A 25,913-nucleotide genomic window follows, 5' to 3' on the forward strand; every position below is an offset into this window, starting at 1 on the left:
AAATTATCTTTTTTACTCATCCAGCAACAATTAAACATTTGACCATTCAACAATCAGCAGTAAACAACCAACAATAAGCTTTTAACTCTTAACTATACATAGTGACTTTCAAAGATATATTTGAGCAGCAGAACTGGGACCAGGTAAAGCAGAGCATCTATGCCAAAACCGGCGCCGATGTAGAACGCGCTCTGGCAAAACCGTCGCGCGATTTAGAGGACTTCAAAGCCCTGATCTCTCCGGCTGCCATGCCCTATCTGGAGCAGATGGCGCAGCTGAGCCAGCAACTGACGCAGAAGCGGTTCGGCAAAACCTTGCAAATGTACATTCCGCTTTACCTTTCTAATGAGTGCCAGAACATCTGCACCTACTGCGGCTTCAGCCTCGACAACCCCATGCCCCGCACCACCCTCACCGACGAGCAGATTCTGGAGGAAGTGAAAGTAATCAAAAGCTATGGCTACGATCATGTGCTGCTGGTAACCGGCGAGGCAAACAAAACGGTGGGTGTGCCTTATTTTAAAAATGTGCTGCAGCTCATCCGCCCATACTTTTCGCATATTTCCATGGAGGTGCAGCCGCTCGACCAGCACGAGTACGAGGAACTGATACCGCTGGGGCTGAACACGGTGCTGGTGTACCAGGAAACATACCACCAGGAAGACTACAAAAAGCATCACCCCAAAGGCAAGAAATCGAACTTCCAGTACCGCCTCGACACGCCGGACCGCCTGGGCCAGGCAGAGGTGCACAAAATTGGCCTGGGCGTGCTGATTGGTTTAGAAGACTGGCGCACCGACAGCTTTTTTACGGCGCTGCACCTGAGCTACCTCGAAAAAAAGTACTGGAAAACGAAGTATTCCATCTCGTTTCCAAGACTCCGACCTTTCTCTGGCGGATTGCCACCCAAAGTGGAGATGAATGACCGGGAGCTGGTGCAGCTGATCTGTGCGTATCGTATTTTTAACGAGGAAGTGGAGCTGTCGCTCAGTACGCGGGAGAGCCAGAGTTTCCGCAACAACGTAATCCGGCTCGGTATCACCTCCATCAGTGCCGGCTCCAAGACCGATCCGGGCGGCTATGCCTCCAAAGTTAATGCGCTGGAGCAGTTCGAAATCAGCGACGAACGCCCCCCCGCAGAAATCATCAGCATGATCCGCACCCAGGGTTACGAAGCGGTGTGGAAAGATTGGGACACTTCTTTGAGTTAGAAAGTTTGGGAGGTTAAAGTTAGAAAGTTGTAAATAGCTTTGAAGACACTCGCAGCGTGCGCAGCTCCTGCGAGTGTCTGGACTACGGAGCAGGTTTGTCTGAATCAGCATATATAAATGTACAGAATTCACGTTACCCCCTTCAGCAGCAAGAGCAGCAGAGGCTCTGGAAGGTCATTTTCATTAAAATAATTTAGACTTGCCACGGAAAAAGCTTCTGGCCCAGACACTCGCAGGAGCTGCGCGCACTGCGAGGTCTTATTCACCTGTACCACTTGATTCCCTATTCATAACTTTCTAACTTTAACTTCTTTAAATTCTAACTCCGAAAAGATGTTCTCCCCAGCCGAATACAACCGATACAACCGTCAAATTATATTACCAGAGATGGGAGCCACTGGCCAGCAGAAGCTAAAACAGGCGAAGGTGCTCATGATCGGCGCGGGTGGCCTGGGCTGTCCGGCGCTGCAGTATTTGGCGGCAGCTGGTGTGGGCACCATTGGCATTGCAGATTTTGATGTGGTGTCGGAAAGCAACCTGCACCGGCAGGTGCTGTTCAACTCCGAGGACGTTGGTAAGCTCAAGGCTGCCGTAGCCGCCCGGAAACTGGCACAACAAAACCCGTTTGTGCAGTTTGAGGTGCACGCGCAGGGCATTACAGAGCAGAATGCGCTGGAGCTTGTGCAAGCTTATGATCTGGTAGTAGATGGCTCCGACAATTTCCCGACGCGCTATCTCGTGAATGATGCCTGCGCCATACAGCAGAAGCCACTGGTGTTCGGCTCCATCTTTAAGTTCGAAGGACAGGTAACGGTGTTTCATTACCAGAACGGCCCCTCCTACCGCTGCCTCTTTCCGGAGCCTCCCCTGCCCGACCAGGTGCCCAACTGTGCAGAAACAGGTGTGCTTGGTGTGTTACCTGGTATGATCGGCACCATTCAGGCCAACGAGGCGATCAAGATCATCTGTGAAATGGGCAACGTTTTATCCGGCAGATTGTTTATGCTCAACGCCCTTACAATGGAGACCAGCGCCATTAATTTCCGCAGAACAGCACAGGCAGAGGTAACTGAACTGCAATCTGATTACGAAGCTTTCTGCTCCCCTCCTACTGCCGTTTCCGCTGCTGATGAAGTGAACGAGCTTTCTGCCGATGAACTGAAAGACCTGTTTGATGAACCTGCTGACCTGCAACTACTCGACGTGCGGGAGCCGAACGAATACGAGCAGTACAACCTGGAAGGCATCCTGATTCCGCTGGGCATTCTGGAGCAGAACCTCGACAAGGTGGAGCCGCAGAAAACAGTGGTGGTGCATTGCCAGAATGGCATCCGGAGCCGCGTAGCCGTCCGAATCCTGCAGAAGCATTTCCCCAACACCACCTTCTACAACCTCACTGGCGGCATAGAAAGGTATCCCTACTAAGGCTACGCCAAATTAAAAATTAAAAATTAGAAATTAAAAATAGACACCTCGTGTGACCTCGCAGCGTCTTCCAGACCTGCGAGCGTCTTACTGGCAACGAAGCAGGATTGTCTGATTCAGAATTTACAGAATGTTCAGAATATCCAAAGCCTCTGCTGCATATAGCCCATCATACATCCCGAAAATTATGCTATCGCTACACTTACGGCGTCATGAGGCATTTTTCCCCATTCTGGAAATTCTAACATTCTGTAAATTCTGAATCAGACATTAGCAGCAGCAGCAGAACCTCTGGAAGGCCTATTTCATTAGAATAATTTGCGCTGTAGCAACTAAGACGCTCTCAGGTCTGAAAGACGCTGCGAGGTCATGCGGTTTGCCGCTGCAGCTCCTCAAAAACTCTCACCGGCTCCACTGCCTGCCAAACCGCTCCCAACACCGCTGCCCCTGCAAAACCCATCTCCCGCACAACTGCCAGGTTATCCATACTAACACCACCCAAAGCCACGACAGGCAACTTTGCACATTGCAAGGCATGCTCCAAATCTGCTGTGGCAAAAGCTGCCTGATATCCTTCTTTTGAGATGCTGTTGAAAATGGGGCTGAGAAAAGCATAGTCAAACAGCGGCTGCGGCTGTTGCAACTCTTCCAGCGTATGAAAGGAGGTGGAAAAGAGCAGCTGCTGCTTTGGCATGTTTGCTGTCCCAGTTCTGGCTGCTTCCGGAAAATGCAGGCCTTTTACCTGGTACTCCTGCGCTAGTTCGTGGTGGCTGTGGAGCATAAGGCGGCGGTGGTACGGAAGGGGTATTTCATTCAAATAATCGCGCATCTCCCGATAAGAGAAACCCGGTTTGCGCACATGCAGCGTCTCCAGCCCTAGCTCCAGCAGCTGGCACACGAGCGGTATCTCGCCTGCAAAAGGTACTGGTGTGGTGATAAGAATGAGTTTCATATACGGCAGGTGTGGCATCAAGAGCGGTGACAGAACAGCGCTGTTGTCTTAAAAACGTTATCAGGCTCAAGCAGAACGCCTTTGCCAGAGCTGGTGTTGTAAAGGTAGCAACTCCGGCCACAAATCGTTTCTATATCCGGCCTATTTTCCCTAATTTTAACATCCCTAAAATGGCTTTTGAATATAGTTTTCCACTAATACAGAAGTCATTTCTAATTCATAATTTTTAATTTCTAATTCAGAAAAACCTTGCCTGTATTTTCGCATTTACATACGCACACACAATACTCGCTGCTCGATGGCCAGGCCAGCATCAGTGCCCTCATGAAAAAGGCGCAGGCCGATGGCATGCCAGCCGTAGCCATGACCGACCACGGAAACATGTTTGCCGCCTTCAACTTTGTGGCCGAGGCAAACAAGTATAACGTGAAGCCGATTGTGGGCTGCGAGTTTTACCTGGTAAAGGACCGCCACCTCAAAACCTTTACCAAAGAGCAGAAAGATGTGCGCCACCATCAGTTGCTGCTGGCCAAAGACCAGGACGGTTACCAGAACCTGGCCAAGCTGTGTTCGCTCTCTTACATAGAAGGCGTGTACAGTAAATGGCCGCGCATCGACAAGGAGCTGCTGCAGAAATACTGCAAAGGGCTGATTGCCACCAGCTGCTGCATTGGCGCCGAGGTGCCCCAGGCTATTCTCTGGAAAAGCGAAGAAGAGGCTGAAGAGATTTTTAAGTGGTGGCTCGACCTGTTTGGCGAAGACTACTACATTGAAATACAGCGCCATGGCCTGCAGAACATAGACGGCACCGGCAAAAGCCAGGAAGATATTAACCAGGTGCTACTGAAGTGGGCGGTGAAGTACAACGTGAAGGTGATCTGCACCAACGACACCCACTACGTAGACCAGGAAGACTGGAACGCCCACGACATCCTGCTGTGCGTAAACACCGGCGAAGACCAGAGCACCCCCGTGGGTGATTTCCAGACACGCTACTACCGCTTCCTGTCTGATGACCAGAAAGTGATTTACGACACCGTAGATAACGTGCGTAACAAGTATGGCAACAGCCAGAACATTCGGCAGATGCTGCAGCGCATAGAAGATGCCGGCCCCAGAACACGATTTGGTTTCCCCAACGACCAGTTCTACTTCAAGACGCAGGCCGAGATGAACGAGCTGTTCAAGGACGTGCCGCAGGCGGTGGACAATACCAACGAGATCGTAGACAAGATTACGCCGCCCAAACTGAAGCGCGACATCCTGCTGCCAAACTTCCCGATTCCGCCCGAACACGCCGATGCCGACGCGTTTCTGCGCCACCTGACGTACGTGGGGGCCAAAAAGCGCTACACCGACATTACACCCGAAATAGAAGAGCGCCTCGATTACGAACTCCGCATTATCCAGACCATGGGTTTTGCCGGTTACTTCCTCATTGTGCAGGACTTTATAAACCGTGGTCGCGAGATGGGTGTGGCCGTGGGGCCGGGCCGTGGCTCGGCGGCCGGTTCCGCCGTGGCTTACTGCATCGGCATCACGAACATCGACCCGATCAAGTACCAGCTGCTGTTCGAGCGATTCCTGAACCCGGAGCGTGTGTCGATGCCCGATATTGATATTGACTTTGACGACGTGAACCGCCAGCGCGTGATCGATTATGTGGTAGATAAATACGGCAAAACGCAGGTGGCCCAGATCATTACCTTCGGCACCATGGCTGCCAAGTCGTCTATCAAAGATGTGGCTCGTTCTACTTCATTACCGCTTTCTGAGGCAAACGAACTGGCTAAGATGGTACCGGAAACACCCGGCACCACGCTTGCCAAGGCCTTTATGGAGAACCTGGACCTGGCCTCCATCCGAGAAGGGAATGATGCTCGTGCCGCCGTTTTGAAACTGGCCGAAAAGTTGGAAGGTTCCATCCGGAACACCGGCATACACGCGGCAGGTGTTATCATTGCCCCAGACGATATCACAAATTACATCCCGGTCTCTACCTCCAAGGACTCCGATCTGCTGGTAACGCAGTTCGATGGAAAGGTTATTGAAAGTGCCGGTATGCTGAAGATGGACTTTTTGGGCCTGAAAACCTTGACCATCATCAAAGATGCCATCGAGCTCATCAGGAAAAACCACGGGGTAGAGATCGATATCGATGAGATTCCAATAGACGACGAAAAGACTTACCAGCTTTACCAGCGCGGCGACACGATTGGTACTTTCCAGTTTGAGTCGGAGGGGATGCGGATGTATCTCAAGGATTTGCAGCCGACTAACATTGAAGACCTGATTGCCATGAACGCCCTGTATCGTCCGGGTCCGATGCAGTTCATCCCGAACTTTATTAACCGGAAGCATGGCCGCGAAGAAGTAGAGTACCCGCACGAGCTGCTCAAGCCGATTCTGGAGTACTCCTATGGTATTATGGTGTACCAGGAGCAGATCATGCAGACCGCCCAGATTCTGGCTGGTTACTCACTGGGTGGTGCCGACTTGCTGCGCCGCGCTATGGGTAAGAAGGACATGAAGAAGATGGCTGAAGAGCGCGAGAAGTTCATTAAAGGAGCTGGCGAAATCCATAAAATTCCGGCCAAGAAAGCTTCTGAGGTGTTCGACGTGATGGAGAAGTTTGCCCAGTACGGCTTTAACCGCTCCCACTCTGCTGCCTATTCTGTAGTGGCTTACCAAACGGGCTACCTGAAGGCGCACTACCCTGCCGAGTACATGGCGGCCGTGCTCACCAACAACATGAACGACATCAAAAAGGTGACGTTCTTTATTGAGGAGGCGCGGAAGCAAGGCGTGGCCGTACTTGGCCCAGACGTGAACGAATCGCTCCTGAAATTTAACGTGAACGAGCAAGGGCAGATTCGTTTTGGCCTGGCCGCCATAAAAGGCACCGGTGAGGCTGCCGTAGACGCTATTATTTCTGAAAGAGAGAAAAACGGGCTTTACCAGGACATTTTTGACTTCTCGAAGCGCATTAACCTGCGTGCCGTGAACAAGAAAACCTTCGAGAGTATGGCTTTGGCCGGAGCTTTCGACTCGTGGGGGCTGTATAACCGGGCGCAGCTGATAGAGGTGCCGGAAGGCGAGAACATCAGCTTGCTGGAAAAGGCAGTGCGCTATGGCAACAGCTACCAGGCAGAGCAACAGGCGGCACAGCAGTCGTTGTTCGGAGGGGGAGCCGCTGTGGCAGCACCCTTGCCAAAAATACCTGAAGTAGCCCCCTGGACCCAGGCAGAAATGCTTCGGCGCGAGAAAGAGGTAGTAGGTTTCTACATCTCCGGGCACCCGCTCGACCAGTTCAAGCTCGAAATAGACTCTTACTGCTCCTGCTCGCTCGATAAAATTGCGGAATACAAAAACCGCGACATTAATGTGGCAGGGATGGTATCGGATGTGGTGATTCGGACGGCTAAGAATGGGAACCCGTTTGCGCTGTTCTCTATCGAGGATTATGACTCTACCATGCAGATGGCGCTGTTCGGTGAAGACTATGTGAAGTTTTCGCCTTACCTGAAAATAGGGCTCTACCTGTTTATAAGGGGCAAAGTGCAGCTGCGCTACCGCACCGAGGACCAGTGGGAGCTGAAGCCAACGAACATCCAATTGCTTGGCGACATCACCGACAAAATGGCACAGGGCGTACACATCAACATCAACCTGCAGCTCCTGAACCAGGCTTTGGCCGAAGCGCTTGAAAATGCGATTGTAACAAGCCCGGGTCAGAAGCGACTGGAGATCACGCTGCACATGCCCGATGAAAAGCTTGCCCTCTCCACCTACTCCCGCAAATACCGCATCGACCCAAAACTGTTCCTGGAGCAGATTAAGGAGCTGGGGCTGGGAGAGTGTAAGCTGATTTAGTTTTTTTGATTTGGATTTTTTTGATTTGGAAATTTGAAGATGTGCAGCAGCAGTGAAAGATGCCTCCAGAGGGGCATTTTCATTAGCATAATTTCTCAATAAAGGATAAAAGGATTTTGCGGATGACGCTATATGCCGCCAGTTTGAGCGAAGCGGGAACTGGTGGTAAAAAATGACAGGAAGTTTTCAACTTCCGTGGATCGAATTCCTTCACGCGCAGGTTACAAACTTGCTGCCATGTGCAGCCACAAGTTACGCTGTCGCTAAACTTGCGGCATGAGAGGAAATCAAGTTAATCTGGTAAATCCTTCTAATCAAGGTTCAGACTAAGGAGCAGCAGCAGGAATGCCTCTGGAGGGCAATTTTCATTAGCATAATTCAACTCTCACGCTCAAACAAGAAGCCCCTGGAGCAGCCGTTGCTCCAGGGGCTCTTGTTTGGATGCTGCTCAAAATCTTTTGTTAATTTCTTCAGCTCTACCAGGTGTTTAAAACGGCCAGTGGCCGCGGAATAGTCGTCACGAGCGAGGACGCTCGCGCCAGCATAATTTTAATTTTGAATTTCTAATTTTGAATTAAGCGAAGCCGCAGATCAGTTACCTGTCCTGTTCAGCTCATCCAGGTTGGTATTGCGGCTTTTGGCATCGAACTTGGTGCCTTTGTTGAAATTATAGCGCAGGTTCAGCCTTACCCCCTGCGCGCCCTGGTACTGATTGATGGTGTTGAAATTGCCGTTGATGTCGGCCGTGATCAGGAGTTCGCGGCTTCTGAAAATATCAGTAAAGTTCAGGGCGACAGAAAGTTTGTCGTTCATAAAAGATCGCTTCAGACCGGAATCTATCCACCAGTTGGCCTTGATGGCATACAAACCATACACAGCCGGGCCCTGGTAGCCTCCGTTTATTTCCATCTTCAGCCCCAGCGGCAGCTGTATGGTGTGGTTAGATTGGAACATAAGGGTAAGCTGATCGTTTTTCACGGATGCGCCATCTATGGTTTTCAGAAATTCCTGGTAGAACCCGTTAATGGTGTTGTTGACCTGCCACTTATCAGAAAACTTAACCGGCAGGATCAGCGTGGCTCCGGCACTTTTCATGTTATCAACATTTTGCTGCTGGTACACCGTGGTGTCCGGGCTATACTGCATCGGGATCTCGGCCATGTAGTCTTTGGTAATGCCATAGCTTAGCACCAGCGTGTAGTCGTTTTTCAGGGTTTGCGTTACCTCAAACGTATTGGTGTACTGTGGCCGCAGGTAAGGGTTGCCTTCAGACCAGGTGTAAGGGTCGAGGTAGAAGATGAAGGGGTTAAGCGCACCATAATAAGGCCGGTTGATGCGTCGGTTTATCTTGTAACCCACCTGGTAATGCTCGCTCACCTTCTGCTGCACAAACAAGGTCGGAAATAGATCAAAATAGTCTCGGTCGGTTGTCTGGTTGGTAGTTTCGGAGTAGCCTTCCGTCAGCGTCTGCTCGGCTCTCAAACCAGCCTGCACATTCCATTTTTCGCTCAGTTTTGCGGTAAGGCTTGCGTAAGCTGCAAAAATACTTTCTTTGTATATAAAGTGGTTGCTCCTGTTCGGGTCCAGAGTCTCGGCATCGCCGGCGTTTTGGTAAAAGAGTATTTCGTTATCGGATTTTACATAGCTGGCCTTTGCGCCCGTCTCCAATTTCGTGTTTTTAGTGATGTTCTTGATAAAATCTACCTTCGCCGCATAAATATGAAAGCTGTTCGGGTTATGACTTCTTAGCCTGTCGCTGGTGGCGGGGGCACCGGTGTTCAAGGCTTCGTATCTGTTCCGGAAAGAGCCTCTGTCTTTGCTGCTCAGGATAACATAGTCCAGGTCAGCAGACAAGGTGGTGCCAGCTGTATCTAGCTTGCCGGTGTAGTGGAGGTTAAAGGTGCCGTTGCCAGATTGTTCATCTGTGCTGTTCCTGGCCTCCACGAACAGGTTGTTGGCCGGGTTGCTCTCGCGCAGATACGACTCGGTGTTAAAAGACCCATCAAATTTGGTATGCGATAAATAAGTCGTAAAGCCGATGCTGTGGTTATCGTTCAGGTCGTAATCAGTGCCCACACGCAAGGATGGCACTATTCGCTTGGTTTCTTCGTAGCCGTTCTGGTCGAAGTAAAAAGACTCGTTGCCACTGTTGAAGATGCGGCCCATGTACATGTTGCGGAAGTTGTGGCGGCTGCCAAAATCGAGGGTGGCACTAGTGCTCCACTTGCCGTACTTGTAGTTCAGGTTGCCTCCAGCGGTGTAGTGGTTCAGGCGGTTGTAGCGGTATCCGGCATACACACTGCCATTCATACCATAGCGGGTGTCTTTCTTCAGGTTGATGTTGATAATGCCCGAAGCACCGGCCGCATCGAAGCGGGCAGAGGGGCTGGTAATGATCTCAAGGTCTTTCAGGTTCTCGGCCGACATGCTCTGCAGGAGGTTCTGCAGATCTTTGCCTGACATAAAGGTCTGCTTGCCATTGATCATGATCTGCACGCCAGATTTACCGTTGAGTTGTATGTTCCCCTCCTGGTCGATCCAGATGCCCGGCGATTTTTCCAGCACTTCGTAGGCATTGTTACCGGCAGCCATGGCTGTACCCTCCACACTCACCACCAGCTTGTCGGGGTGCGTGGTAATAGTTGGTCGCAGGGCCTGCACGTTCACTTCCTTCAGCACTCTGGCATCCGACTTCAGGTATATTTCACCAAATTTCCTGGAAAAGCCTTCGCCGCTTACCTCGAATGGAGCTGTTTTGAACGTGGCAAAGCCCAGCCCGCTCACTTGTAGTATATAAGTACCTTTAGCAGGCGATTTTATCTGGAAATGGCCTTCCATATCGGCTACAGCACCTGTTACAATGGCAGCTGTGGCCGCATCTAAGACAGCTACGTTTACAAACCCGGCCCCTTCTTTTTTATCATCCAAAACTTTTCCGGTTAGCATACCGCCCGATTGGGCAAAGCAACTGATGTAGACGTTTACGAGCAGAAATGCCAACAGGAAGAGATAAAATTTTTTCATGGTTTTATTTTGTATGGAGTGGGGTAATGGGCGCAGTGCAGTAAAACAAAAACAACCGCCAGAGAAGCAGTTACAATTAAAGAGATGTAAAAAGAGAACAGGAGGTTGCTTGGGTAATTTAAAAAATTCTTAAAAATATTCTGGTGAGCCTTCAGAGAAGGCCGGACTTTTGAATAAACACAGCTGTTTCGCCTAATCTCTGCTATCCTTGATTTTCTAGCTGCTCTTTCGGACTTCCTAGTTCGCTTCAGTGGTAGTTCCGGGTTAGGAGATCCGGAACAGCAGCGTCAGGCGAACCATCAGGGAATGCCAATTATTCTAATGAAAATGCCCCTCCAGAGGCATTTTGCTCTGCCGCTGCTGCTGCTGCTCAACTGAAGAAAGTGCTGATCCAGAGCTCAACTTTTCACTAATCTACCCGGTTCTCAAATAATTTCTTTCGTTCCTTTTGCTTCTGAATCTTTTATTGACAACATTTGTTTATACAAATGAAACACACCCATTCAGCAAGTTCTGACGTAAGTAAAGATGGTTGCTTAAGGTGTAAAGGCAGGCTATAAGACAGCTTGTCATATTTTAAATCTTTGGGCATATATTTGCCGGATCTATTTTTAATAAATTGCAAACAGAATTATAATAACAAACTGTTAAAATTATGGCTAACAAAGCAATAGAAATCACAGATGCAAATTTTGATGAGATCATCAATTCAGATAAACCTGTTTTAGTAGACTTTTGGGCAGAGTGGTGCGGCCCATGCCGCATGGTTGGCCCGATCGTTGAAGAACTGGCAGGCGAATACGAAGGCAAAGCCGTGATCGGCAAAGTTGACGTAGACGCTAACCCACAGACCTCTGCTAAATTCGGTATCCGCAGCATTCCTACCCTACTCGTGTTCAAAGGCGGGCAGGTTGTAGACAAGCAGGTAGGTGCCGTGCCTAAAAACGTACTTTCTCAGAAACTGGAAGCCCAAATGGCTTAAGCCCAGGGAACGCAAAAAAAGGCGAGCGCCACTACCCAAAAGTAGTGGCGCTCGCCTTTTTTATTTCCGGTCAGTCCTGCCTTAGCCGGCCTCACACTGGCAAATCTTCCTATCGATGCTGTAGATCATGTTATAATCGTTCTCCACGTCCTTCATCAACTGCTCCAACCTCAGGTTGTAGTCCTGCACCCGTTGCAGGCTGGCGGCGTTAAGGTCCAGCTTGTTGTGTTCGTCGAGCAATTTTATGTTGTTAGCCAGCTCGGTGTTCTTTTCAGATACCCTGGCCATATATTGATCTGCCCCTCCGGTAAGCGAAGCAACGGCGGCCTGCAGGTTGTTCTGGATACAAAGCTGGCGCTTCAGGTATGTAAACACCTGTTGTTCGGCCTCCTTGTTCAGGGCACTCTTCTTTTTCAATTCCTCCTGCAGCTTGTACGCTTCGTAGCGCTTGTTGTATTCGGCTGCCGCCTCTTTCACTTTCTCGCGACAGGAAAGGCATTTGCTGGCTGCCGATTTCTCGAGCAGGGCAGTGCGCTGGTCTATGGTCTGGTCGTTTGCCTGAAGCTGGCCTATTTTCTGAACATCCTGCGCAAACACTTCGGCATACTGCATGTCTTCCAGCTTTTTTGTGAGCCTTACCATCGCCTCGCCCTCCACAGACGCCGACAAATACTCCGGCTTTGGCAGCTCCACGGCATATAATTTAACAAGTGCTGCTTCACGCTGCGCCGGGGTTGTCCAGGCTTTGGGGTTGTTTTCCAGTTCCCGCAGGGTATTTACCAAGCCTTTTCCTCCTTTCAGGTTATGGTCGCCCTCCAGATACAGGTCGGCGTTGCTCAAAATGGCGGTATATTCGGACCTGAAAATGGACTTGTAGGTACTGTTAGTGGCAAACTCCTGCTCCCGGGCATCGAAAGTGCCTCGCAGGCGCTTATACTCCTGCATAATGGCAAACAGGTTTTTGGCGTTTACCTCCGGGCTGTTGTTGCGGTAATTCAGCCGGTAAGAGTTCAGGTGTTGTTTCATCTCAGCGAATATGCGCAAAAACTCCACATACAGCTTTTCCTGCCGGTAGGTCTCGTTGTTTACCATGTGGTTGGAGTGCGCTGTTTCGATCTTCTGCCTGCGCTTCTCTATCAGGTCCTGGGTTACCTCATCGCCGGTGAGCACATCCATCTTATAAAGCGATTTGTAGTTCACCACCACCATATAAGGGTAGTCTTTGTAGCCGATCAGCTCTTCGAGCTGCTTGCGCTCCAGTTTTGGCACTCCTTTGTTCAGGAAGCCTTCGAGCCTGGCCGGCTTCAGGGTAACGGTTTTTACCTCGCCTGGCACGAACACATATACCCGCACCGAGTGGAGGCGCGTATCGAAATCCTGGCCTTCGTAGAGCCGGATGGTGGAGCTGAACTTATACTCCCGTTTCTTGGTGCGGGCGCTCAACAGGTTGCCGAACTCCCCCACCAGCGACAGCACCGCAGCAGGCGGGCTGGTGGCCATCTTAGAGATATTGGTGAGCTGGGTGGCCACCAGCCCGAACATCTGGTCGCCCTGGTCGTTGGTGATGGCTTTGGCCTGAATAAGGGCGTCGATGCTGTTATTGGTAGTGGTGAGCGGCATTTTATCGATAATGCGCACCACCTCCAGGTGGTCTGACACCTGGGCGCTGTAATCTTTCTTGCTGTCGGTAGTAACGTTGAAATTGTAGAGCGGGTACACGATCTCATCGTTGCCGAAAAGCTTTATGTTTTTGAGCTGCGCCGTAATGAACAGGTACTCCAGGTTGTCGCCGTAGTTTTTCTTGTTCTTCTTTACGCCACGCTCCACCTCGTTCAGCACCCGGCTGAATTTGGAGCCGTTAAACAGAAAAAGGTCTGTAGACAAATACTGCCACTCGTCCGAAAACTCGTATTTATCGTTATAGGTATAGCCCAGGCGGGTTTCGATGGCTTGCTGGGCATACAGAGGCTGCCAGACCAGCGTAAACAGCACGAAGGTAAAAAGGACTCTTTTCATATACTACTTCAAAGGCGGTATGCAGGGTGTTTTAAAGCAATAAAAGGTAGTGTGTGAACTCACAGCCAAACATTGAAAATTTAAATAAAGTGCATTCAAGTTATAAATAAAAAACCAGTTTTATTATAAAGAAAGTAATGACGAAATACCCGAGTAAATCAGGCTTGCTACCCATCTTATTATACCTCCTGCTTGTGCTGACATTTCCTATGAAGGCGAGCGCACAAGAGGCCTCCGACACCAGCGCCATACCTGCAGCAGAAGGGATAACCGAAAAAACCAAAATCGACGGATTAATTAGCTATGTAGAAAATTTGCAGGGGGCCACCTTCATCAGGAACGGAAGTGAGCATACACCTCAGGATGCGGCGGCACATCTCCGGGCAAAATTCGATAAACATCATGCCAAGATTAAGTCTGCAAACGAGTTTATTGAGCTACTGGCCACAAAATCGTCGGTATCGGGAGAGTATTACAAAATACGCCTGTCAGACGGCAGCACCACCGAAACCTATAAGCTTCTGCACCAGGAGTTAGCACGGATCGAGACAGAGGCTGGATCGAAATAAGGGAGCAGGTGTGCACGATTTTGCCCCGACCATACAAGTTTTTAAACCTTCATAACGTTATCTATATATTCGCATACTGAAACTACCTACGATAACCGCAACAGAAAACATGCTTCAGATACTAGAAGAGTCTAAAGGCGACTTATTTGCTGTGCAGCTGAGCGCACATATAGATAAGCAGGATTACGACCTTATGCTTCCGATGCTGGAAGAGAAGATCAAACAACATGGAAAGATACATGTGTTTGTTGAAGTGGTAGACATGAAAGACGTTTCGCTGGAGGCGCTCTGGGAAGAGATAAAGTTTGATTTCAGGCACGCCGCCGATTACGGAAAGGTAGCTGTTGTAGGAGAAGCTAAATGGCTCGACTGGCTCTCGCTGGCCGCCTCGCCGTTTACCACCGCCAGGATCAAGCACTTTACGCCAAACCAGCGCCTGCACGCGCTCAACTGGGTAAAGGAAAAGGAAGAGGCATAATCAGTCCTGCTGCTCTTATCATGACGCCCCTGAAGGAGTAATCCTTACAGAGCTCCGGAGGGGCTTTTTCATTAGAATAATTGTTAAAATGTTGTAGGGTTGAACACTTGTGCTTCCCGGCGCGAAGGGCGTAGCAACTGCCCTGGCCTTTTCATATCCGGAATTGCAGTCGACGCTAAATCAATAACTCAGCAAGTTAACACTTCCCAAAAGCTACTCTTTATAGATGGCTACTTCTCTTTTGCCGTTTTTGATATAGCCGCGGTACATACCTGCTGAGTTAAAGGGCATGGCAAAGTTCCCGTTCCTGTCGAGGGCAATTACGCCTCCCTCGCCGCCACGGGCCACCAGCTTTTTAAGCACCACCTCCTCAGCGGCCTTTTTTACCGGATACTTTTTGTACTCCATGAGCGCGGCAATATCGTGGGCTACCACCGACCGGATAATGTACTCGCCGTGGCCTGTAGCCGAAACCGCGCAGGTGTTGTTGTCGGCATAGGTGCCAGCGCCCAGAACAGGCACATCGCCTACACGGCCGTAGCGCTTGTTGGTCATGCCACCTGTGGAGGTGGCAGCAGCCAGGTTGCCGAATGCATCGAGGGCCACTGCTCCCACTGTTCCGAACTTATTTCCTTCTATAAAAATAGGCTCGGTGCTGCCGGAGCCGCCGGAGTGGTCGAGCCCAGTTTTCTCTTTGTCTTTTAACCGCTGCAGCTGCTGGTAGCGGGTTTCGGTCCGGAAATAAGCCGGGTCCACGATCTCCAGGCCTTTCTCCTGCGCAAACTTCTCGGCCCCTCTCCCGATCATCATCACATGCTCCGACTGCTCCATAACGGCACGGGCGCCGCTTACGGGGTTCTTGATGTTGGTCACTCCGGCTATAGTGCCCGCATGGCGTGTTTTGCCATCCATAATAGCGGCATCGAGCTCAATCGTGCCATCGTTTGTAAACACAGCTCCCTTTCCGGCATTAAAAAGTGGCGAATCTTCCATCATGCGCACCGAGGCCTCCACGGCATCGAGGCTGCTGCCGCCTTTCTTCAGTATCTCAAACCCAGTCTGCAGGGCCAGGTTCAGCGCCTCCTGGTAGGCCCGCTCTTTTTCAGGAGTCATGCTGGCCCGGGTAATGGTGCCGGCTCCGCCATGAATAACCAACGTTATTTTGCTGAAGTCGGGCTTAGCCTGCTGTGCCATGCCAGCAAAAGCAGCAGCTAAAACAATAATACAGGAGACAATAAGTTTTTTCATCGATTGTATGTGCAAAGGAGAAACGCCCTAGAATGTATGACTTACGAATATAAAGCTTTTAGGCGAAGCAGGAAACCAGGCCCGGCCCCTATAACAACAGCTAATACCCGGTTACGCAACTCCTCGGTTCAGAAAATATTACTATTCCCATTCACTCCACCGGTGTGCCGGTAAACGAATGGAGAGTGCGTAAGAAATATTTTTACATATAGTAAAGCTTGAATATATCAGGCATTGTTTTTGAAATGCAAGATCGTGAGAGGGATCATCAAAGCAGGCCAACTGGAAGTTGTTTGTGCAGGTTGCTAACCCACGGGAGCACTTTGCAGCAACCGTTTAGCGATAAAACTATATAAGACAAGAGATTATAGTGCGGCGAATCTGAAAAAGAACTTTATTTTGAAGAAAACGTGTGTTAATATTTATTCTGCACAATATTTGCTCCGAACTCACATTAGTAATCTGGCCAGGTGGCCAGAACATAGCCCAAACACGATTAGTATCAGTTAGTAACTTTTGCCATATTTGCACCCGAAACTAAAAACCAATTATTTTCAACCTAACCTTAATCAACCCATGAAGTTTAATTTTTTTAGAGCATCCCTCTCGTTGCTGCTGTGCACGAGCCTCCTGGCTTCCTGCGTGTCTTCTAAGAAGTATGACGAACTGAAGGCCAGCAAAGAAGCCCTGGAAAAAGAGCAGGTAGCCAGCCGTGCCAAAGTTGACGAGCTGACAAACAGCCTAAAGGAGCGTGAGCAGAAACTTGCCTCTATGGAGCGCGCCATGAACGAGCAGCAAAAGATTCTGGATGACCTGCGCAACCAGGTGAACAGTGCCCTGGCCGGCTTTAACCAAGGCGACCTGAGCGTGAACATCCGCGACGGTAAAGTGTATGTTTCTTTGTCTGACAAACTGCTTTTTGCAACTGGCAGCACCAAAGTAAACGCTACCGGACAGAAGGCGCTTGACCAACTGGTATCTGTACTGAAGAAAAACCAGGAGGTTGGGGTAATGGTAGAAGGCCACACCGATGACGTAGAAGTACTGCCAGGAACCAAAAACATTGCTGACAACTGGGATCTGAGCGTGCTGCGCGCCACTGAAATTACGCGCCTGATGGCTACCCGCGGCCTGTCTCCTGACAGAATCACGCCTGCCGGCCGTGCGTTCTTCCAGCCAGTAGACACTGGCCGTTCTGCCGACGCGAAAGCCAAGAACCGCCGTACTGAAATTATCTTAACGCCTGACTTCTCTGAGATCTACAAGATCCTGGGTATCAAAGCTTAATTTTTCAGTTATAAAAGCAGAAAAAGCCAGCGACCTGCTCAGGTCGCTGGCTTTTTCTGCTTTAAGCACCTCTGGAGGGCTGTTTTCATTAGAATAATTTCATTAATGTGCTAATGGGTTCATGTGCTGATGTGCTAATTGTTGATTGTTAAATGGTTGTTATGGGAATTTGAAGATGAACCGGAAAACGCCATTCAACTCTTAACTCATAACTTTTAACTCTTAACTAATCAAAGGTTTTTGGCCTCCCGGATGGCCTCAAATAGCTCTTCCGGCTTCTGGGAACCGATAAGCAGAGGCTTCCGGTTGTAAAAGTACAGTTGTACTCCCCGGCTGCCCGACATGTTGTAGGCCTTGCCCCTGAGGCCCCACCTGATGCCCCAGCCACCATAGTCGCGGATAGCGTTGTAAGTCACCCTCTCATAGTCGCGCACCAGGTGCAGCGGTATTTCTACAGCCTTCAGGTGGAATGGGAAAAAGCGAAGGCGGATATAGCCCGGATACACCTCCGTTACCAGGCGCATTTTGTAAAAGAAAAATGGCAGCCCCACCCCGACCAACACCAGCAAAAGCGCCGCCTCTACCCCTACCACCGGATTCCGCCCAAAATTGTGGCCCGACAGCAGCTGGTAAAAAAATCCCACCCAGAAAATAGAGGCCACCCCCAGCAACACCACCCACAACCATACCTGGGTAAAATGCTGCTTTTCCTGAAAAAGAATAGGTTGGGAGGCCATTCGGTGGGTGTTGAATTTTGAAAGTTTCCAGGAGCTCTTCTACGAAGCGTGGCGGCAGCTAAGTACATTCAAGCAAACCGTCGCCTGCAGATTGGATCAGCAACAGCAGGAACAAAAGAAGTCTCTGGAAGGCTGATTTCATTAAAATAATTAAGTTTCTAAGTAAGGGTATAGGTTAGCCATCAAACAGGAAGTCTGATAGCTAACCTCTAACATCCAGTACCCGAAATTAACCAATTGCCTGCTCCAGATCGGCAATCAGGTCTTCTGCGTCTTCTATGCCCACGCTCAGGCGAATCAGGGAATCGCTGAGGCCAGCCTTCAGCCGCTCTTCCGCAGGAATGCTGGCATGTGTCATGCTGGCCGGGTGACCGCACAGCGACTCCACACCGCCCAACGACTCAGCCAGTGAAAAATACCGGAAACGCTCCAGGGTTTTAATCGCGTCTTCCTTCCTATCGCCTTTCAAAACAAAAGAGATCATGCCACCGAAATCGCGCATCTGCTCTCTGGCAATGCTATGATTTCTATGGTCCTCAAATCCTGGCCAGAACACCTTCTCCACCTTTGGGTGCTGCCGGAGGTACTCAGCCACTTGGCGCCCGTTCTGGCAATGGCGTTCCATCCGGATGTGCAGCGTTTTAATGCCACGCAGCACCAAAAAGCAGTCTTGCGGGCCGGGGGTACCGCCACAGGAGTTCTGTATAAAAGCCAGGCGCTGGACCAGGTCATCGTCCTGCACCACCAACGCACCCATCACCACATCGGAGTGGCCAGCCATGTACTTGGTGAGTGAGAGCGTCACGATATCGGCTCCAAGATCGAGGGGAGTTTGCAGATAAGGCGTGGCGAAGGTGTTATCTACCACCAACAGTATGTCTTTATCTTTGGCAATGGCTGCGCAGCCTTTTATATCGATAATGTTGAGAAGCGGGTTGGTGGGCGTTTCTACCCAGATCATGCGGGTTTTTTCGTTCACTAGGGCCTCTACATTAGTCAGATCACTCATATCGGTGAAGTGGAACTTAATGCCGTAGTTCTGGAATATTTTCGTAAAAATGCGGTAGCTACCTCCGTACAGGTCGTTGGTAGAGATTACCTCATCGCCGGGCTGCAACAGTTTAATAATAGTGTCGGTGGCCGCCATGCCCGAGGCGAAGCAGAGGCCGTGCCTACCATTCTCCAGTGCTGCCAGGCTATTCTGCAGGGCCGTGCGTGTGGGGTTGTGCGTACGGGAGTACTCATAGCCCTTATGATCGCCGGGCGACTCTTGCACGTATGTAGAGGTTTGATAGATCGGCGTCATGATGGCACCGGTGGTTGGGTCCGGCTCTACGCCGGCATGTATAGCTTTAGTTCCGAATTTCATATAGCGTTGTTTTTAACTCATCTGACAAATGATATGCTGCAAGATACTAAATTTACATTTTTAAGTGGCCACCCGCCAGCAAGGCTGTTAGGCTGTTAGGCTGACGGCTTCTTTTTCTGCCACCATAAAAACAAATTTGCCTGCCAGCCTTGTTTCTGGTGTAAAATAACCCTTACCGCACCTATGTCCGGACGATTTAACCTGCTGAGAAGCTTTATACGCAAAAACGCCTCTACCTTTGTATCCATGCTGCTGCTGGTGGCCATGCCGCTCATCGTCAGTTCAACCCTGGCTTACTCGCTGTACTCGTACCAGGACCTGTTGCAGAACCTGTCTGTGGGGCACATGCTGCTCTATTTTGCGGTAGTGTCACTCACCATGGCCCTCGCCCTTACCCCTACTACCTTTGTGGCATTGGTCAGCGGCTTTTTCCTGAGTTGGGTCGGTTTTCCGGGGCTGGTGGTGGCATATGGCGTTGCAGCCCTGATCGGCTACAGCCTCGCCCGCCTGATTGACCATGGTAAGATGATGAGTTTCCTGAACGGCTTTGAAAAGGCGCGTATCCTGATGCAGGAGCTCCGGCACCAGAGCTGGAGCCTGATTTTCCTGACACGAATTTCCCCGGTGCTGCCCTTCGCGCTTATGAACTTTGTGCTTTCCCTGCTGCAGATCGACAAGCGAAAGTTTCTGCTTGCCAGCATAGTGGGTATGCTACCCCGCACGCTGTTTTTTTTCTGGATCGGCACCCAGGCCAATAATATTATAAGTCTGCTCGAAAGCCCTGAAAGCGGTCGAAGTGGCCAGCTGCTCATGATCGCCCTGATAATCACATCGATAGGCGGCTTGTACTTCGTGTTTGACCGTGCCCTGAAGAAAGCGCTGCGAAAAGCTGCGGACCAAAATTAAGGAATCTTAAAAAAGCGCTTGCGTATTACAAAAAAAGGCATTTACTTTGCATCACAATAACGGAATGGTCACGTAGCTCAACTGGATAGAGCATCTGACTACGAATCAGAAGGTTAGGGGTTCGACTCCCTTCGCGACCACTTGAAAATCAGCCACTTACAGGTAAAACTGCTAAGTGGCTTTTTTTATGTACACACAATTTGCACACAAAACATGATAATCAAAATTGCCAACCACTTTAAAGATCCACTTAGCAACAATAATATAAAACTTTTATAAGCAGTACCTATTAACTAATTCGATATGGGAAAAGACAGTCTTTTAAAGACTCCAAGAGAATTGAGTTCTTATTTTAATGAGGCAGCTGATTACATCAAAAATGTAAAAGTCACCTACTATCTCTTATCACATACTAACACTGATGAATTTGACAACAATAAGGTTTTACTAAACTTCAATGGCCACGCGACATTGGCCTCCTTCATGGTTGATTTTTCGAAAAAGCTTACTTATTCCTTTGATAAAGTAACAAAAGAAATCTCCAAGATAGAACTACATTCTCGACCTAAATACATTGAAGAACTTTCACAATATTTGGAGGATAAATTTGACTCTATAAATGAAACATTACAACAAAAATTCTTATCTGAAAAAGAGGTAGCGAAAGGAGGTACATATAAAGGTCATTATGAAGTTCCAGTAGGCTACGATCAACCCTTATACAAAGACTTCGATCATGGAAGTACCAAGGCAAGAAGAAGAATAAAGAAAGAGCTAAAAAGGAAGGTCAAAGATTTAGAAATATTTAGAGAAGAATGTCTCGTTCAAATTTATCAAATGGAGCTAAAAAAAAGCCCATTTCAATCAAGTATTGTTTACAAGTTCAATGACATATTGCCGAAATGTTTAAATTTATTGCATAACCTCTTACTAAATAATAAGAAGCCTTTCATCGACCATTCAACAGGTGTTAGGCATTTTAAAAAGGCTTTTATTCCAGGCTCACACCATGAACCAATAACTTGGAAAGGAACATCAGATGATTTATGGTATTTAATTACGCAATTAGAATCAAATAAAATTATAGAATTTGAGAGCAAAAAGAAATGGCCTGTAGTCACTCAATCTTTCTGTAAATCTGATGGTAGCTTCTGGTCAACAACAACTTTCTCAGGAAAGCCTAAAATATCATCAAGAGCAAAAGATCTTGATGATATTATTCAAGAAGTAAAAAAATGCATTGGTAAAAAATTAGAGAATTGACTTCATAAAAAATAAAACCTGTTTTTTTTCATTTCCAGGTCGTCTAAGTGGCTGTTTTGTGGCAGACTGCTGGCAGATTCCAATTCACAAGCCATAACCGTCGAGTCGCCCGGGGGCATTTCCAGGTCCGTGTGCAGAATTATAAGAGTTCCTTTTCCCTCTCCGATTCCCTACTGGTGAGGCCTCAAACGGCAGGCGTAGCAGACCTTCAGGCAGATGAGGCTCTGGCCTTGGCACCGAACGTTTATGAGGAGGAGGTAACGCTGTTAACCTCGGATCTGTGTCTTAAGGCAGAAGTCTAGGTGATAGACGTGCTGTACAAGCAAGCGTACCAGGTGTTCTTTCATAGCCTGGCAGAGCAGCAGGAGTTAGACTCAAGCAAATTGCCAGCCGGCACCTGCTTGTAACTGATGCAGACATACAGGAAAGTAACTGTGCAGCGGCTAGTCATTTCCCAAATATGAACTTGCTACCTTTGACTGGAGGGTTTTGATAGGCAGATTTAAATAAAGTTTAAATTTGACTGTTATGAACAGACGCGAATTTGACGCCTCCTTCAAGCGGATGGCCATTGATCTCTCTTATGCCAGAGGATCGGTAAAAGAAGTAGCAGAAGAGCTAGGAATAGATCCCGGCCGGCTGAGTAAATGGCGACAGAAGGATCGCTCCCCTGTTCCTTCCACAAAAGGTTTAACCAAGGAGCAACAGGAGATCAAGCGGTTACAACAAGAGTTGAAAGAGGCGCAGTTGGAGCGCGATATCTTAAAATCAGTATACAGCGCTGGCGCAGTGGAATGGCCAATACAACCTTTTCGACATAACCCCTAAATTGGCAGGGACTTCAGTGAGTCCCGCGCTTTTAATGGCACTAGGTAAATCCTTCTTAAAATCTGGGCCGGAATGCCTTATGTTTCTCCTCTGGAGGGGCATTTGATGAATGAACTGGTGATCTTCTCTGAAGAATCCCTTACAGAAAAATCTTTCTATTCATGGCCTTCCCTGAAGTCACTATTTTTTCACAGGTATGGGTTTCAGTTATGGGAAAGCAGGAAATACCTTTCAGAGTCATTCATCCGCATGCCGCCGGCATCGATGTGGGCTCGCGCAGCCATATGGTGGCTATCGAGCAATTAAAAGTGTGCGTGAGTTTGGAGTGCATACTAAAGATCACGAGCAGCTGATTAGCCACCTTCAAGCCTGTGGGGTCACCACCATCGCCATGGAGAGTACCGGCACCAGCAGCACCTCAATGCCCTGCAGCAGGCGGGCTTTGAGGTGCTACTGGTGCCGGGCAGCCAGACCAAGAACGTGAAGGGGCGGAAGACCGATGTGCTGGATTGCCAGTGGATACAGAAGCTCCACTCCCTGGGCCTGCTGTCAGGCAGCCTGCTACTCAGCGACACGTTCCAGCAGCTGCGCACCTACTATTATCACCGTCAACATTTGATGGAGCAGTCGGCGCGCTACAGCAGCAAAATGCAGAAGGCACTCCGGCTGATGAACATCCGGCTGGATGTGGTCCTCAACGACATCACCGGTCAGTCCGGCATGGCCATTATCGAAGCCATGCTCTCAGGGACCCGCGACCCGGAGTGCCTGGCTTCCCTGGTGAGCTGGGCATTAAGCGAGACCATGGAAGCGAAGGAAACCACGATAGCCGCTTTTCAGATGGCGGTGAGAAACAGGCCGGTGAGACAGGATCTGCTCTTTCACTCGGACCGGGGTGTGCAGTATGCCTGCCAGGAGTTCAGAGATGAATTAAAGGACAAACCGGTACTGCAGAGCATGAGCCGGAAAGGCAACTGCTGGGACAACGCGGTAGCCGAGAGCTTCTTCAAAACAATGAAAACAGAAATGGTGTACCACTGCAAATTCGCCACCAGACAACAGGCTAGGCTGGCCGTGTTTGAATATATCGAAGGTTTCTACAACAGGAAAAGGAGGCACTCTGCTCTAGGCTACCTAGCGCCGTGCCAATATGAAAACCAGTTATACAACCAAACAGTGGCTGCCTAAAAAAAGTCTCCAGTAAAACATTGCAATTCCAGTATGGTCCTGCAAGAGCTTTACATAGCCGGAGCTGCAGTACTGCAGGCCCCGGTCCGAATGATGGATCAGCCCCTTGTGCACCAGGTTCCCTTCCAGGGCCATCTCCAGGGCCTGGATGCATCCCCAGGCGGAGAGATCCTGGCACAGGTAAAAAACCACGATCTTATGGCTGTAGGCATCGGTGATCAGGCTCTGGTAAGCAAAGCCCTCCTGCAGGTGAATGTAGGTGATGTCGCTTACCCACAGTTGGTTAGCAGCGGTAGGTACCAAACCAATGATCAGGTTGCTGTACTTGCGCAGCCAATGACTGGAGAAGGTGGTCTGAGGCCTGGAGCGTTTGCGTCTCCGAACCAGCAGGCCCTGCTCACACAGGAGCTCAAAAAAAGCGTCACGGCCTATACCAATGCCATGTTCGGCCATAAAGTCTGACATCACCACCAGTAGCTTGCGGGCTCCCAACCGCTTTTGGGTTTGGCGGATGCGCAGCACTTCCTGCACCAGCAGGTCCTCCTGCAGGGCCTGCTGCTCCTGTATTCTGATCTGCTGGTAATACGCCTGTCTACTGTAACCAAACAAGCAGCAAAGCACCCCGACAGCTCGGGAGGGCGCTCTTTGCTCTATGCTCAGGATTGCTTGGCACCAGGCTTTTTCCGGATCGGGATCCCCAGCTCCTCTTCGGCTACTTTGATCACCTCCAGCAGCACCTGCTTCTCAAGCCTGGCTTTCCGCAGCTCGGCCTGCAGTGTCTTCACATCCGTAGGCGGGGATTCATCTGGTAGAAAATCCGGTGCAGTCTTTACTGTTTTAGCACTTGGTGGTTGCTTCATACGGCCCTGGTGTCGGAGTACCCAGCGGCGGATGCTGTAAAAGTTGATGCCATATTTCTCCCCCATTTTACGGTAGCTGGTTTCGCCACTGAGATACTCGGCAATGATACTTTCTTTTGATGGTCTTTCCTTCATTTCTGTCGACTTTATGTCAACCTATAGTAGGACGAGACAAAGTGAGCAGCGTCCGGCAACGCGAAGCAACTGCTGTTTTGGCTGTATCGGGATACTGTCTTTTTCCGGGACACAATTATGAATGTCTTTGCCAATCCTGATTGAGTCACCCCGCTCTTACCTGTGACCGAAGCAAAGTTGGTCAAATAAGGCCTAAGCCTGGTTTTGATTAAATACATGAAGCAGTAAGACGGGTTCGTAAGATAACAGAACCATCAGACATACATTTTATAGCAGACAGCTACTTCTTTTTAGGGCTTTGGAGCATAGGCTCCATTTTTTATCCAGGTAGTCCACGCCTCCTTAAATTCAGCATGGCTCATAGGTGGAAGCGTACGTCCCTCCCCGGGATTCCAGCCAGCGAGCACCAGCGTGTCATCGGCATGTTCCAACAACTTCTTCATTGATTTACGGCCGTTCTGCTTGGGGTCTACCAGTTGTTTCGCCAGCTGATGGGGTGTTCTGCCCTCGAATACCATTTTCATGTCAGCCGGTGGCAGGTGCCACTTCGGGTTACCGGGCGGGGTATGCAGGCCGGGGGTGTTGGTGGCCTGGTGACAGTTACTGCATTTCATGGCGTAAACGCCTTTGCCATCCACGCCTCGTTTGGGCAGCATGGTATGTAAATGGCTGTCATCTCCCTGTAAAGGGACATCACCCGCCGGATGGCAGTTCATACAGCGAGGACTCATCAGGACTTTATAGACTTTGCCAAAGGCCTCCACCGATGCAACGCTGTCCCGGTCTGCCTTTTCAGGTCCAGGGCCGCTATCAAGTAACTGAGGCTCTGTACCCCCGGAAATTGCGTTCTCACTGCTATATACCGTAGTAACTGCTGTAGTTATGAAAATAACGGCCGACAACAAAGTCATTATTTTCATAAACAGAGAAGTACGTGTTCCATTATCAGGATGCTGTTTCATAAAAGGAAGGAGTTTAAAAGCTGATGTGTATGGGTAAGCCCTACGCCGTTTCTCGCGGATGCTGCTTTCGCCTATGTATTTATAGGCGAAAGATCTGCAAGGCTGGTCTCCGCTGCCGGTTTTATCCCTTGCTCGGGTTGCGCTGCATCTCAGCTGCCAGACGGATAGCGTCCCGTATCCTCAAATAGGTTCCGCAGCGGCAAATGTTGCCTGCCATCGCTGCATCAATGTCCGCGTCAGTTGGGTTCTTATTTTCTTTAAGAAGCACCGCAGCTGACATGATCTGACCCGATTGGCAATAACCACATTGCGCAACGTCCAGCTCCAGCCATGCTTTCTGCAAAGGATGGTCAGCCCTTGCTGCCAAGCCTTCTATCGTAACCACCTTTTGCCCGGCTGCCCGGCTCACCTTCGTAACGCAGGAGCGTACCGCCTCCCCGTTGAGGTGCACCACGCAGGCACCACACTGGGCTACGCCGCAGCCGTATTTTGTTCCGACAAGGCCAAGCGTATCCCTAAGCACCCAAAGCAAGGGGGTATCCGGATCCACATCTACCTGGTGTTTTTTCTGGTTGATAGTAAGTTTGATCATAGCCAAAA

At 49.7% G+C, this 25,913-nt stretch carries 21 protein-coding genes and 1 tRNA gene; 12 read left to right on the forward strand and 10 right to left on the reverse strand.

Annotated features, from left to right (window positions below; translation table 11 throughout):
- Positions 1-98: 98 nt before the first annotated feature.
- Entirely contained in the window at positions 99-1,211 is a 1,113-nt protein-coding gene (gene thiH / locus FJM74_RS06110; RefSeq protein ID WP_394353896.1) for a 2-iminoacetate synthase ThiH, read from the forward strand.
- Between the two features lie 333 nt (positions 1,212-1,544).
- The gene (moeB, locus tag FJM74_RS06115; protein WP_187261694.1) at positions 1,545-2,636 is read left to right on the forward strand and encodes a molybdopterin-synthase adenylyltransferase MoeB; all 1,092 of its coding nucleotides are present in this window, start codon (positions 1,545-1,547) and stop codon (positions 2,634-2,636) included.
- 367 nt (positions 2,637-3,003) lie between these two features.
- Here moeB and FJM74_RS06120 read toward each other — a convergent pair whose 3' ends face one another.
- Positions 3,004-3,588: a thiamine phosphate synthase gene (locus tag FJM74_RS06120; protein ID WP_187261695.1), complete on the reverse strand. Its 585-nt coding sequence runs from the start codon at positions 3,586-3,588 to the stop codon at positions 3,004-3,006.
- Between the two features lie 249 nt (positions 3,589-3,837).
- Here FJM74_RS06120 and dnaE point away from each other — a divergent pair, with 249 nt between their 5' ends.
- Positions 3,838-7,461: a DNA polymerase III subunit alpha gene (gene dnaE, locus FJM74_RS06125; RefSeq protein ID WP_187261696.1), complete on the forward strand. Its 3,624-nt coding sequence runs from the start codon at positions 3,838-3,840 to the stop codon at positions 7,459-7,461.
- Positions 7,462-8,052: 591 nt separating this feature from the next.
- Here the strand turns inward: dnaE and FJM74_RS06130 are convergent.
- Entirely contained in the window at positions 8,053-10,485 is a 2,433-nt protein-coding gene (locus tag FJM74_RS06130) for an outer membrane beta-barrel family protein (RefSeq protein WP_187261697.1), read from the reverse strand.
- Between the two features lie 655 nt (positions 10,486-11,140).
- On the opposite strand from FJM74_RS06130, the gene trxA reads away from it, so the two are divergent.
- Positions 11,141-11,467 carry a thioredoxin gene (trxA, locus tag FJM74_RS06135; RefSeq protein WP_187261698.1) on the forward strand — a complete coding sequence of 109 codons (327 nt, stop codon included), beginning with the start codon at positions 11,141-11,143 and terminating at the stop codon, positions 11,465-11,467.
- A gap of 81 nt (positions 11,468-11,548) precedes the next feature.
- Here the strand turns inward: trxA and FJM74_RS06140 are convergent, their stop codons facing one another.
- A complete protein-coding gene (locus FJM74_RS06140) occupies positions 11,549-13,483 on the reverse strand; it encodes a hypothetical protein (RefSeq protein WP_187261699.1) in 1,935 nt (644 codons plus the stop codon).
- Between the two features lie 194 nt (positions 13,484-13,677).
- Here FJM74_RS06140 and FJM74_RS06145 point away from each other — a divergent pair, with 194 nt between their 5' ends.
- Together FJM74_RS06145 and FJM74_RS06150 are read left to right on the forward strand one after the other, a co-directional pair.
- On the forward strand, positions 13,678-14,052 hold the full coding sequence (locus tag FJM74_RS06145; RefSeq protein ID WP_187261700.1) for a DUF5329 family protein: 375 nt from the start codon (positions 13,678-13,680) through the stop codon (positions 14,050-14,052).
- A gap of 109 nt (positions 14,053-14,161) precedes the next feature.
- The gene (locus tag FJM74_RS06150) at positions 14,162-14,530 is read left to right on the forward strand and encodes a SpoIIAA family protein (RefSeq protein WP_187261701.1); all 369 of its coding nucleotides are present in this window, start codon (positions 14,162-14,164) and stop codon (positions 14,528-14,530) included.
- 213 nt (positions 14,531-14,743) lie between these two features.
- On the opposite strand, the gene FJM74_RS06155 is transcribed toward FJM74_RS06150, so the two are convergent.
- On the reverse strand, positions 14,744-15,778 hold the full coding sequence (locus tag FJM74_RS06155) for an isoaspartyl peptidase/L-asparaginase family protein (RefSeq protein WP_187261702.1): 1,035 nt from the start codon (positions 15,776-15,778) through the stop codon (positions 14,744-14,746).
- Positions 15,779-16,354: 576 nt separating this feature from the next.
- Between FJM74_RS06155 and FJM74_RS06160 the strand changes: the two genes are divergently transcribed.
- The gene (locus tag FJM74_RS06160) at positions 16,355-17,065 is read left to right on the forward strand and encodes an OmpA family protein (RefSeq protein ID WP_187261703.1); all 711 of its coding nucleotides are present in this window, start codon (positions 16,355-16,357) and stop codon (positions 17,063-17,065) included.
- Between the two features lie 230 nt (positions 17,066-17,295).
- Here FJM74_RS06160 and FJM74_RS06165 read toward each other — a convergent pair whose 3' ends face one another.
- Both FJM74_RS06165 and FJM74_RS06170 read right to left on the reverse strand, forming a co-directional pair.
- On the reverse strand, positions 17,296-17,802 hold the full coding sequence (locus FJM74_RS06165; protein WP_187261704.1) for a DUF6141 family protein: 507 nt from the start codon (positions 17,800-17,802) through the stop codon (positions 17,296-17,298).
- A 229-nt stretch (positions 17,803-18,031) separates the two neighbouring features.
- Complete coding sequence (locus FJM74_RS06170; RefSeq protein WP_187261705.1) at positions 18,032-19,171, reverse strand: cystathionine gamma-synthase; 1,140 nt, start codon at positions 19,169-19,171, stop codon at positions 18,032-18,034.
- Between the two features lie 183 nt (positions 19,172-19,354).
- On the opposite strand from FJM74_RS06170, the gene FJM74_RS06175 reads away from it, so the two are divergent.
- The 5 genes from FJM74_RS06175 to FJM74_RS06195 all read left to right on the forward strand — a co-directional run bounded on the left by FJM74_RS06175 (position 19,355) and on the right by FJM74_RS06195 (position 23,356).
- Positions 19,355-20,077, forward strand: a complete 723-nt coding sequence (locus FJM74_RS06175; protein ID WP_187261706.1) for a TVP38/TMEM64 family protein — start codon at positions 19,355-19,357, stop codon at positions 20,075-20,077.
- 66 nt (positions 20,078-20,143) lie between these two features.
- Positions 20,144-20,217 (forward strand) — tRNA-Arg (locus tag FJM74_RS06180).
- A 163-nt stretch (positions 20,218-20,380) separates the two neighbouring features.
- Positions 20,381-21,340, forward strand: coding sequence for a hypothetical protein (locus tag FJM74_RS06185; protein WP_187261707.1), 960 nt, complete (start codon positions 20,381-20,383; stop codon positions 21,338-21,340).
- 528 nt (positions 21,341-21,868) lie between these two features.
- Entirely contained in the window at positions 21,869-22,168 is a 300-nt protein-coding gene (locus tag FJM74_RS06190; RefSeq protein ID WP_187261708.1) for a transposase, read from the forward strand.
- Positions 22,169-22,537: 369 nt separating this feature from the next.
- Positions 22,538-23,356, forward strand: a complete 819-nt coding sequence (locus FJM74_RS06195) for an IS3 family transposase (RefSeq protein ID WP_262890428.1) — start codon at positions 22,538-22,540, stop codon at positions 23,354-23,356.
- Here FJM74_RS06195 and FJM74_RS06200 read toward each other — a convergent pair.
- The 4 genes from FJM74_RS06200 to FJM74_RS06215 all read right to left on the reverse strand — a co-directional run bounded on the left by FJM74_RS06200 (position 23,330) and on the right by FJM74_RS06215 (position 25,911).
- Complete coding sequence (locus FJM74_RS06200) at positions 23,330-23,965, reverse strand: DDE-type integrase/transposase/recombinase (protein ID WP_187261710.1); 636 nt, start codon at positions 23,963-23,965, stop codon at positions 23,330-23,332. The genes FJM74_RS06195 and FJM74_RS06200 overlap by 27 nt on opposite strands.
- 47 nt (positions 23,966-24,012) lie before the next feature.
- Entirely contained in the window at positions 24,013-24,351 is a 339-nt protein-coding gene (locus tag FJM74_RS06205; RefSeq protein WP_187261711.1) for a hypothetical protein, read from the reverse strand.
- A 290-nt stretch (positions 24,352-24,641) separates the two neighbouring features.
- The gene (locus FJM74_RS22345; protein WP_241738968.1) at positions 24,642-25,007 is read right to left on the reverse strand and encodes a hypothetical protein; all 366 of its coding nucleotides are present in this window, start codon (positions 25,005-25,007) and stop codon (positions 24,642-24,644) included.
- Positions 25,008-25,434: 427 nt separating this feature from the next.
- Positions 25,435-25,911: a (2Fe-2S)-binding protein gene (locus FJM74_RS06215; protein ID WP_317175538.1), complete on the reverse strand. Its 477-nt coding sequence runs from the start codon at positions 25,909-25,911 to the stop codon at positions 25,435-25,437.
- Between the last annotated feature and the right edge of the window lie 2 nt (positions 25,912-25,913).

Origin of the sequence: Pontibacter beigongshangensis, assembly GCF_014332515.1 — a bacterium.
In the GTDB taxonomy this organism is placed as follows: domain Bacteria; phylum Bacteroidota; class Bacteroidia; order Cytophagales; family Hymenobacteraceae; genus Pontibacter; species Pontibacter beigongshangensis.